Here is a 10379-nt window from a genome sequence, read left to right as displayed (position 1 = left end):
GCCGGGGACAGCAATTATTCGAAAATCATCATCATGACGGATGCGGATACGGATGGCGCTCATATTCAGGTGCTGCTGCTTACGTTCTTCTACAGATACATGAAACCTTTAATTGATGAAGGCCGCGTCTACCTTGCGCAGCCTCCTCTGTATAAAATCGCCAGCAAATCCGGGAAGCTGGAAACCGTTCGGTATGCCTGGACGGATGAGCAGCTGGCTAATTATTTGAAGGAATTCAAAAACTTTGAGCTGCAGCGTTACAAAGGTCTGGGCGAGATGAACCCGGAGCAATTATGGGAAACGACGATGAACCCGGAAACACGGACATTGCTGCAGGTACAAATCGATGATGCTGCCAAAGCGGAGCGTCGTGTGTCTACGCTGATGGGAGATAAAGTAGATCCCCGCAAACGGTGGATCGTAGAAAATGTCAACTTCGCAGAGTTTGAGGAATAGAAGGTGAAGGAATGAGTTTATCTGAGCAATTTTTGCCGGCTTTTCTGGAAGAGGTCGTAGGTGATCGATTTGGCCGGTATTCCAAGTATATTATTCAGGACCGAGCGATCCCGGACGTTCGTGACGGGCTGAAGCCCGTTCAGCGCCGGATCCTGTATGCCATGTACGATTCGGGTAACACACCGGATAAACCATACCGTAAATCGGCGAAAACCGTCGGGGATGTCATGGGTAATTACCATCCGCACGGGGACTCATCGATTTATGAAGGTATGGTTCGGATGGCTCAGCCATGGAAGATGGGACATGTGCTCGTGGACGGCCACGGAAACTGGGGTTCCCAGGATGATGATCCCGCCGCAGCGATGCGTTATACCGAGGCAAGGCTATCGCCGATTGCCATGGAGCTGCTTCGGGATATCGAGAAGCGGACCGTACTGTTTAAGGATAATTTTGATAACACGGCCAAGGAACCGGTTGTGCTGCCTTCACGGTACCCAAACCTGCTTGTGAACGGAGCTAGCGGGATATCCGCGGGTTTTGCCACTGAAATCCCGCCTCACAATCTGCGGGAAGTGATCGATGCTTGTATTGCCGTAATGCAGAAGCCGGAGATTGAGCTGGCGGAGATTATGACCTTTATCAAAGGTCCGGACTTCCCGACCAGCGGAATCATCATGGGCGGCGAAGGCATTTTGGACGCCTATCGGACAGGCAAAGGCCGCGTTTATCTACGGTCGAAGACGGACATTGAATCGCTTCGCGGCGGCAAGCAGCAGATTGTCATCACGGAAATTCCTTATCAGGTCGTTAAGTCACGGCTTGTTACCACGATGGAGAACATACGACTGGAGAAAAAAGTCGAGGGCATCGCCGAGGTTCGCGATGAGAGCGGACGAGAAGGACTTCGCATCGTCGTTGAGCTGAAGAAGGATGCCGACGCAAACGGGATTCTTGCTTATTTGTTCAAGAAAACCGATCTGCAAATAACGTACAACTTCAATATGGTTGCAATCGTGAATAAAACCCCTCAACAGCTGGGGCTTAAAGACATGTTATCTGCCTATATCCAGCATCAGCGTGAGGTCGTCACGCACCGGACCCAGTATGAGCTGGAGAAAGCAGAGGATCGGGCGCATGTATTGGAAGGCCTGGTTAAGGCTTTAAATATCCTGGATGAGGTCATTGCGGCGATCAAAGCGTCCAAGAATCGCCAGGATGCCCAGAACAATCTGCAATGGATGTTCGGTTTCACGGAGAGACAAGCCGATTCCATATTGACCTTGCAATTATACCGCCTTACGAACCTTGAAATTCATTCCCTGCAAAAAGAGCTGGACGAGTTAATGAAGAAAATCGAGGGCTTGCGTGCGATACTGGACAGCGATAAGAAGCTGATTGCCGTCATTCGCAAAGAGCTGCTTGAAATTCGCGAGAAATACGGCATCGACCGGCGTTCTGTCATTCAGGAAGAAGTGGAAGAGATCAAGGTTAATCTTGAAGTGCTGGTGAACGCAGAGGACGTGCTCGTAACTCTGTCTAATGAAGGCTACATCAAGCGCACCAGCATGTTATCCTTCACCCGAAGCGGCGGTGAGCTGGAAAGCTCAGGCGTTAAGGAAGGGGATTACATCACACGTCTGTTTGAAGTCAATACCCTGGAGAATCTGCTTATATTCACGAGCCGTGGGCAGTATTTCTTATTGCCGGTTCACCAGATTCCGGAATACAAATGGAAAGATGCCGGTACGGCCATCGTTAACGTGATTCAGGTACCGAAAGAGGATCACATCGTATCGGTCATTCCGGTTTCGAACTTTGAAGAAGAGGGCAAGTCGCTTGTGTTTGTCAGCCGCAAAGGTCAAGTGAAGCGCACAGAGCTCAAGGAGTATGTTACCAAGCGGGCTGGCGCTGTTGCTGCAGCCAAGGTCGCTGCGGAAGACAGCATTATCCAGGTCGTTGTGAGTGATAACAATAAAGATATTGTGCTAATCTCGAAAGAAGGGATGAGCATCCGGTTTAATGAGCAGGAAGTCAACGCGATGGGACGCGTTTCCGGCGGGGTTCGAGGAATCCAGCTCCGTGACGGGGATGAAGTCGTTGCGGCATTATGGGTGGAGAACGATGAGGGTGAGATTTTGACTATCACGGATCTTGGCTATGGCAAGCGCAGCTTGCTGTTGGATTACCAGACGCAAAGCCGCGGCGGAAAAGGCATGGCCACGTTTGAGTTTAAGGAAGGCAAGCGGGTGAAGCCTAACGGCAGCGCCATTGTCGGAGCTTTCTATTGCCGTGAACCGCTGCAGTTTATGGCGTACAGCGAAGACGGGCAAGCCCATCTGATTCACACCGAAAAAGTTCCGATCGCGGAACGTAAATCGATAGGCAAACTGCTTGCCGATGTTGGCAAGCAAGGACGGATTGTCGATCTGGTAACTCTTCCGCATGCGGAGTCAGATAAAGAAAGTTAAACAAGATTGCGTAACATCCTTTTCTTGGAGATTTCCAAGTTTGGACAAGATAAGATAGACGGACGAAAAGCACCTTCGATGATATTTGTCGAGGTGCTTTTGCTATATTTTGCGTTTCCCGCAACATTTGAGCTGTTATTTATACTATTTGACATATGCCTGACTGTGTCGAAGTAGGATGAACCTTGAAAAACGCCGTCATATAAGGGTTGGCGGGTTTTGTCGCTTGATTGGAAATTATATTTTTTAACGAAAAAAGAAGGATATTGAGAGGTTGCCCGCGAAAAGTTAATCCTATAAACTATTATGGAATCATGACTAGGGTTCAAACGAAACCCATTCACAAAAAGTACAGCACAACATCCACGGACGGTATCCGATGTTTGATCATGACAGCATTATTGAAGGGACGGGATAAATATGCATACTGCCGAATTCGCCAAGGTGTGGTCCAAGCTGGCCAAGGATTATAAGCTCCATATGGAAGCCGGATTAGCACCGACATTGACGGAATCGCAACTGATGGTGCTGGAGGTGCTTGCTGAATTAAAGCGAATGAAACCTTCCGATTTCATTCCTTACCTGGCCACAAGTCCGGCAGCCGTAACCATGCTATTGGACCGGATGGAGAAGAATGGATTGATCAAACGGGAACGGGACGCAAGTGACAGACGGATCGTCTGGGTGACGATTTCCTATAAAGGGCGTGAGGAATACACACGCGGATTACAGGTTAGGGATGAGTACCTTTCCCAAATTTTGAACCGCATATCCTCGCATAATCAGCAGCTGCTTGTCTATCTGTTAGGAAAGATTAGTACAGCTCCAAAGGAAGTTCTGGTTGAGGTATAGGTATAGTTCTAAAGCTAAAGCTAACGTTCTAAACGTAGAATAGCCCCCTGGGCGGCTGCAGACGGCAGCTCACCCTTGAGGGCTGTTACATATTTTTATACTTATGGAACATTATCGTTATATCACGTTTCGAATCTTTACATGACGTATTGAGATTATGACTTAAGCAACCATAAAGCCGGCACGTTGGAGGGTTCCCAACCAGGCAGGGACGTGTGGGCTTGCCGGCACTCATAGGTGTTGCCGCCATATGTGACTAAGGCTCCTAGCTGGTATGAAGTGTTTGGTGCCCAAGCCGGAGTTTCCGGTGTGGAGCCGTCCGCCGTGGTAACTTGCAGTTCATTGCTTGCAGCGGAGACGTTGCCAGCCGCATCACGAGCTTTAACGGTGAAGCTATAGGCTGTGTTGGGTGATAACCCGCCGACCGTATAGGAAAGCGTGCTGCCGGATACCGTGGTCACCAGCGTTGTGCCCCGATAAACCTCATAGCCGCTAACGCCGACATTATCCGTGGAATTGTTCCAGGCTAATGATACGCTGGTTGAAGTAGAGCCGACTGATCGTAGATTGGCGGGAGCCGTCGGAGCTTGAGTGTCCGGTACCGGATTGGATGTGGCAATCGTTAACGGATTGCTCGCCGTGGAGACATTGCCTGCTCCATCGCGTGCTTTTACCGTAAAGGTATAGGAGGTTGACGCTTGCAGACCGGTGACGGTATGGCTTAAGGTTGATCCTGATACGGTTGTTACTAGATTAGATCCTTGATAGATTTCATAACCTGTTACCCCCACATTATCCGTGGCAGCGTTCCAGGAGAGCGAGATGCTGGTGCTGGTGACGCCTGTGGATCTTAAGTTACCGGGTACGGTTGGAGCTTGCGTGTCCTGATTTCCGCTGCCGTTATTCAGGTTCACATCGATTACGTTATAGAAGGCGTTGCCTGTATCGGCGATCTCCCACACAGCCAAGATCAGATAGTAGCCGGTGCGGTCGGTAGGAACATTACAGGTGTGGGTTACGGTGTTCGGCGGACGTTTGCCACCGTCATTGAAGGAGCAGAACAATTCGAGATCTGCGCGTGCGAGGGGTTTGCTGGAATCCCAGCCTTTTTTCGTAATATAATATTTCCAATCGGATGTGGCGTGAGCTGCGGTCAGCACCCATTTAAATGTATTGGGTCCGCCGTTCATGTTCACTTTACTCCAGCGGGTAGGTGATTGTTCATTGAGCTCGTGAAAAATTCCAGCACCAGCAATCTGACCATCCGCCGGTCCACCGATGGGGAAGTTACCTTTTCCCTCGAGGGAATGCGGTTCATATATGATTCTGCCGCAGTTGGTGTTCTCTCCGAGCTTACACTTATAACCACGACTGGCTGGTGATTCAATATACCCATGAGCGGAGACGCTGCTTGCCGTGATGATCATGATGGTGAAGAACAACAGCGTGCTTCCTAAAAAAATCCACAGCGGTTTCAAATGCAAGCGGCGATTTGTTTGATATTGAACCTGATCCATAACAAATACCTCCTTGAATATTTAATGAGAAATTCAGCGGACACTTGATGCTGATCAAACCTCCCTGAGCTGTGAGTTTTCTTGCCCTGTTACACATCATAAACAACCGAGTCGACCGTGTAATCATTCATGAACAGCTTTTGATCATCCTCCTCCTTGGCACCATTGATCTATATAAACTCGCAAGCAGAGTTTATACCATGATTGTACAAATCAACTAAAAAATGTTAAACTATGTAGTTTCTATTTTTCGGCATTCTTTGATAAAAGTAAAGGGGTAATATATTATCGTAGAGGGATACAATATTACAGTATTTGCCATCATAAAACAGAGGTATAAAAAAACCGAAATCCAAGGCTGGATTTCGGTTTTTCTGTATTATATGGATAGTACGTCATGTGGACGCCAGCTTCTCCATCGAGAAAAGGCTCCAGGGATAGTCGGAGGGCGGCATGGAACGAATGGAGAGTTCCTCTTTGGTAACGGGATGAGGAAATCCGACCAATACGGACCATAAGGCAATCTGCTGGCCAGCTTTGTTCACCTTGCTTCCATACTTCTGATCTCCGAACAGCGGATGTCCCGCATGGCTCAGCTGTACACGGATTTGGTGCGGCCTGCCCGTGTGCAGCTCGATCAGGACGAGGCTGAAGCCTTCGGACGTTTGGAGCACGGTGTAATCCAGAATGGCCTCCTTGGCCCCGTCCGTACCTTTAGAGGTGACATGAACGGTGTTGGTTTTTACATCCTTATACAGCATATTTACGAGCCGGCCTGACGTTTTCGAAGGAATCCCATGAACGATCGCCACATATTGCTTGCGGAAGCTGCGACTGCGGACGGATTCCGATAATCGGGATGCGGCTTTGGAAGTCTTGGCAAACACCATCGCTCCGCCAACCGGACGGTCCAGACGGTGCACCAATCCCAAAAATACATTGCCCGGTTTATTGTAGCGCTCCTTAATGTCCTGTTTCAGAATGGTCAGCATGTCGGGATCGCCGGTAGCATCCTCTTGGGAAGGGATGTTTACCGGCTTGGTTACTCCTAACACATGATTATCCTCGAACAGAATCGGCACAACCGGATATGCTGCTGGTTCCCGCTTGTTCATTGAATCAGGACTCCCATCGACCCAGGATGCCGCACGGCAGGTTCATGCCGGAGCGGGTAATCGGCAATCCGATCTCTCCCGCACTGATGGTACCGCCGTATTTCGGCTTCATGGTCATGGTCAGCATGTTATTCAGAACGGTAGGGGAGATTCCGGTTGTATAGGAGTTAATCAGCATGAACAGCGGATTATCCGATACGATGCTCATGCAGCTTTCGAGGAAGGGATACAAGCTTTGCTCAAGCTTCCACGTTTCTCCGCTTGGTCCGCGGCCATAAGATGGAGGGTCCATAATGATCGCATCGTATTTGTTCCCCCGCCGCTGCTCCCGTTGCACGAATTTAAACACATCATCCGTGATATAACGGATAGGACGGTCGGCAAGTCCGGACAATGCCGCGTTTTCCTTGGCCCATTGAACCATCCCCTTCGCAGCATCCACATGAACAACCTGAGCTCCGGCCGAGGCGGCCGCGACGGTTGCTCCGCCGGTATAGGCGAACAGGTTCAGCACGCTGACCGGACGTCCGGCAGAAGCGATCTTATCCATCATCCAGCGCCAGTTGGCTGCCTGCTCCGGAAACAAACCGGTATGTTTAAAATTGGTTGGTCGAATATGAAATTTCAATTGGTCGTATGAGATGGTCCACCGGTCCGGAAGCTGCTTTTTCATGTCCCATTGCCCGCCGCCCGACGAGCTGCGATGATAGTGTCCGTGCACACTGCGCCACTGTCCATCTTCGCGTTCAATCGGCCATATGATCTGCGGATCCGGACGTCTGAGAATCACGTCGCCCCAGCGTTCCAGCTTCTCTCCGCCTCCGGTATCGATGACCTCGTAATCTTGCCAATCCTGAGCTACATACATGTTGAAAACCATCCTTCAAATAGTCATTTAGATTTTATTGTACAACATATCAGAAGCTGAATGCCACCAAGGATTCCCCGGCTTGATCAAACCTATTCGGGATGATATGGACTTTGAAGCTAGACTTACCCCAAATCTTCGAATGCGGAGTGGAAACGGAATACGCCATGCAGGTGATCGAGCGCGCCCGGCTGAAGCTCGGCAACCATGAATACTTCATCGGAAACCGTAAATTGGGTGATGTCGATTCCATAGGCTCTGGCCTGCACAAATCCGTAACGGGGGTAATATGCCGGATGGCCGAACAGAAAAACAAGTGGATAGCCATGCGAGAGACACCGCCGTTTGCCTTCTTCAATCAATTTCCCGCCGATCCCTTGTCGTTGATAATCCGGAAGCACGGCCAGCGGCCCTAGCGCAGCCACGTGATGGTTATGAACCCCGTCAAAAAGGCTAGACCGGCTGAACATAATATGTCCCTTGATGATCCCATCTTCTTCCGCTACGATTGACAATTCCCGTTGAAAGTCTTTATCTTCCCGCAGCCGCCGCACTAGAATCGCTTCTTCCTGTCCGGGAAAAGCCTGAGTGAGAAGGTTATGGACCTTCTCGTAATCGTTCTTGGTTTCTGTACGTATGTTCATCGTAATCTCTCCTCCGAAAATCCATTCTTTTTGATATCCTGGTCAACCCACCGTCAAGAGTTTCGTTATTCCGGTTTCGTTTCGATCTGCAGTCCTTCAACGTGCTTGCGGTTCATCAGTTTACGCTTCTTCCGGTTCTCTTTGCTCTCAAAAACAATATCAAGATCATAATCCTCCGGATAAAGATCCTTGGCAGCAATATAAGGCTTCAGCCGTTTATGGTTAATTTTCAGTCTATCCTTCTGAATCATTACACCGATATTACCTCTACCGTCGATGGTTTCATACACGGTTCCGCTTCGTTTCAAATAAGGCACATAGACACGATCGCCTAATTGATAGAGGGAAGAGGGAGAAACTTCTTCTTGATAATCTTCATCATTCATTAGCTTATCCTGTTTGTCTGTCGGCAACGTACCGTATTCTTCCGGACGTGTTTCTTCAGACTCATCATCGGACTCTGAGCTTACCTTTTGGATAAGGGCCGTGTTATCTCTTGCCCCTCCAGCTTCCGTGATTTCCCGCGATCTGGCAATGATCGACTCCGGTATGCCCAGCTTCGCTGCAATGACAAAGGCATAACTGTGCCCGGCTTCACCAATCCGCAGACGATAGAGCGGCTCGAGTGTATCGGCATCAAATTCCATGCGGGCATTCTCAAAGCCGGAGGTGCGCTCGGCGAAATTTTTGATTTCGGTAAAATGGGTGGTTACCACAACCGTTGCTTGACGTTGACTCAACTCCTCCAGGATGGCGATCGACAATCCAACGCCTTCACCGGGATCCGTTCCCGACGCCATTTCATCGAGCAATACAAGCGTGGACCGGCCGGCTGTCTGCAAAATGTCGCGGATGTTGCGAATGTGCGCAGAGAACGTGCTGAGGGCATGCTCCAAACTCTGCCCATCTCCGATATCGACGGAAACCTCGTCAAAGATGGCGCAATGGCTGCCTTCCGCGACAGGAACCAGCAGACCGGATTGCACCATAACGGTGATGAGACCAACCGTCTTCAGAGCAGAAGTTTTGCCGCCGGTATTAGGCCCTGTAATGATCAAGGTTTTATACCGCTCCCCGATAGAGAAGTCCAGCGGTACCATCGTGGAGCCGATTAAAGGATGCACCGCGGATTTTAGATGGATGACCCCCTCCTGGTTCAGGCTTACATTGCGCCCGCCGATGGAAACGGCGTACTTGCCCCTGGCTATGATGTAATCGTAGATTCCAACAATGTCGGCATTGGTTCTCAGTTCGAATTGATATTGCTCGGCAAGTGCAGTCAAATCACTCAGCACCTTCGTTTCTTCGCGGACTTCATCGGCGTGCAGGAAATTCAATTCCATCTGAAGTCCCTGCAAGTCGGAGGGCTCGATGAATACCGTCTGCCCGCTGGCCGATTCATCCAGAATCGAGCCATTCACGGATTTACGGTGCTCCTTCTTGATGGGCAGCACGTAACGATCTCCGCGTTTGCTGATGACATGCTCTTGCATGATCCCTTTGTAACGGCTTATCAGGCTGTCGAGCTTACGCTTGATCCGTTCCTCGGCTACGATGATTTTTTTGCGGATTTTGGCCAAATCTTTGCTGGCGCTATCCACAACACGCCCCCCGTGAATGCTGCGTTCGATTTCGGACAGAAGTGGACGCAGTTCATGCATGGATGAGGCGTAGGAACTGATCAATGGAGCAATGCCCTCCTTGGCTTTCATATATTGAATGAGCTGACGGCAGCTTCTCAGATATTGGACCATATTCCCGAAATCGCGCTCAGACAGCACATAACCGGTGCCGAGCAGATCCAGGATCATTTCAATGCCCTCCAGTGAAGGAATAGGTACGCTAGCTCCGGTCTGGAGCAGGGTTTTGGCTTCCTCCGTTTCATTCAGTTTGTTGCGGATGGCTTTTATCTGGGTGAGGGGGGCCATCTTCCGGATATGCTCGACTCCCAGATACGATACGGCAAAGCGTTCAAGTTCGGTGCGTATTTTCTCGTACTCCAATTTGTTTAATGCGAAGGGTTTCATGGGTTACAATCTCCTTTGACTATAAAATGGATGGTATACAACACAAAAAGGGCGGAAAGCGAACTACTAAGGTTCGCTTTCCGCCCATAGATCGTTATTCTGATGGCATGGCGTTATGGGACGGCTCCAAATAACCCTTTTGAATAAAAGGAGGGGGAGACCCAAAAAAATCCGTGCTGAACTCAGCACGGATGACCATATCATATCTGAATAAACCCTAAAGGGGCTTCCATTGATATCCGCAGTTCTTAACTAATTCAACGGACGAAATGAAAATCCATCAAAAAATAAACATATCCCTTTACAGGGAATGCCCAAAATTTTACATTTCGATCCATATGAAATTTGGTTAGTTAAGAACGACCACCGACATCAAAATCTCTCCTTTAGATAAGAGTATGAAATAACTATATCCATAAATAGGGTCAC

Annotated in this window: 8 protein-coding genes; 3 read left to right on the top strand and 5 right to left on the bottom strand. The window is 49.4% G+C overall.

All coding sequences use genetic code 11. From position 1 onward, the window contains the following. From ACPV3A_RS05025 to ACPV3A_RS05015, 3 genes are all read left to right on the top strand, one after another. On the top strand, nt 1-456 hold a 456-nt coding region (locus ACPV3A_RS05025), incomplete at its 5' end, for a toprim domain-containing protein (RefSeq protein WP_426198381.1). Between the two features lie 11 nt (nt 457-467). Then, nucleotides 468-2927 (top strand): DNA gyrase subunit A, encoded by a 2460-nt coding sequence (gyrA, locus tag ACPV3A_RS05020; RefSeq protein WP_426198380.1) that lies wholly within the window; start codon nt 468-470, stop codon nt 2925-2927. Nucleotides 2928-3347: 420 nt separating this feature from the next. After that, complete coding sequence (locus tag ACPV3A_RS05015; RefSeq protein WP_220685804.1) at nt 3348-3779, top strand: MarR family transcriptional regulator; 432 nt, start codon at nt 3348-3350, stop codon at nt 3777-3779. A gap of 155 nt (nt 3780-3934) precedes the next feature. On the opposite strand, the gene ACPV3A_RS05010 is transcribed toward ACPV3A_RS05015, so the two are convergent. From ACPV3A_RS05010 to ACPV3A_RS04990, 5 genes are all read right to left on the bottom strand, one after another. Beyond that, nucleotides 3935-5296 carry a lytic polysaccharide monooxygenase gene (locus tag ACPV3A_RS05010; protein WP_426198379.1) on the bottom strand — a complete coding sequence of 454 codons (1362 nt, stop codon included), beginning with the start codon at nt 5294-5296 and terminating at the stop codon, nt 3935-3937. A 395-nt stretch (nt 5297-5691) separates the two neighbouring features. After that, complete coding sequence (locus ACPV3A_RS05005; RefSeq protein ID WP_426198378.1) at nt 5692-6411, bottom strand: RluA family pseudouridine synthase; 720 nt, start codon at nt 6409-6411, stop codon at nt 5692-5694. 4 nt (nt 6412-6415) lie between these two features. Further along, a complete protein-coding gene (locus ACPV3A_RS05000) occupies nt 6416-7279 on the bottom strand; it encodes a class I SAM-dependent methyltransferase (protein WP_071218328.1) in 864 nt (287 codons plus the stop codon). A gap of 125 nt (nt 7280-7404) precedes the next feature. Continuing rightward, nucleotides 7405-7923, bottom strand: coding sequence for a GNAT family N-acetyltransferase (locus ACPV3A_RS04995; RefSeq protein ID WP_426198377.1), 519 nt, complete (start codon nt 7921-7923; stop codon nt 7405-7407). A 65-nt stretch (nt 7924-7988) separates the two neighbouring features. After that, the gene (locus tag ACPV3A_RS04990; RefSeq protein WP_426198376.1) at nt 7989-9950 is read right to left on the bottom strand and encodes an endonuclease MutS2; all 1962 of its coding nucleotides are present in this window, start codon (nt 9948-9950) and stop codon (nt 7989-7991) included. Nucleotides 9951-10379 lie beyond the last annotated feature (429 nt).

It is taken from the genome of Paenibacillus sp. Dod16, from assembly GCF_049893405.1.
GTDB lineage: Bacteria > Bacillota > Bacilli > Paenibacillales > Paenibacillaceae > Paenibacillus_AQ.
This window is presented reverse-complemented; position numbering and strand designations above follow the sequence as displayed.

Coding starts and splice junctions, on each gene's coding strand:
- gyrA (WP_426198380.1), top strand. CDS start 468: ATGAGTTTATCTGAGCAATTTTTGCCGGCTTTTCTGGAAGAGGTCGTA.
- ACPV3A_RS05015 (WP_220685804.1), top strand. CDS start 3,348: ATGCATACTGCCGAATTCGCCAAGGTGTGGTCCAAGCTGGCCAAGGAT.
- ACPV3A_RS05010 (WP_426198379.1), bottom strand. CDS start 5,296: ATGGATCAGGTTCAATATCAAACAAATCGCCGCTTGCATTTGAAACCG.
- ACPV3A_RS05005 (WP_426198378.1), bottom strand. CDS start 6,411: ATGAACAAGCGGGAACCAGCAGCATATCCGGTTGTGCCGATTCTGTTC.
- ACPV3A_RS05000 (WP_071218328.1), bottom strand. CDS start 7,279: ATGTATGTAGCTCAGGATTGGCAAGATTACGAGGTCATCGATACCGGA.
- ACPV3A_RS04995 (WP_426198377.1), bottom strand. CDS start 7,923: ATGAACATACGTACAGAAACCAAGAACGATTACGAGAAGGTCCATAAC.
- ACPV3A_RS04990 (WP_426198376.1), bottom strand. CDS start 9,950: ATGAAACCCTTCGCATTAAACAAATTGGAGTACGAGAAAATACGCACC.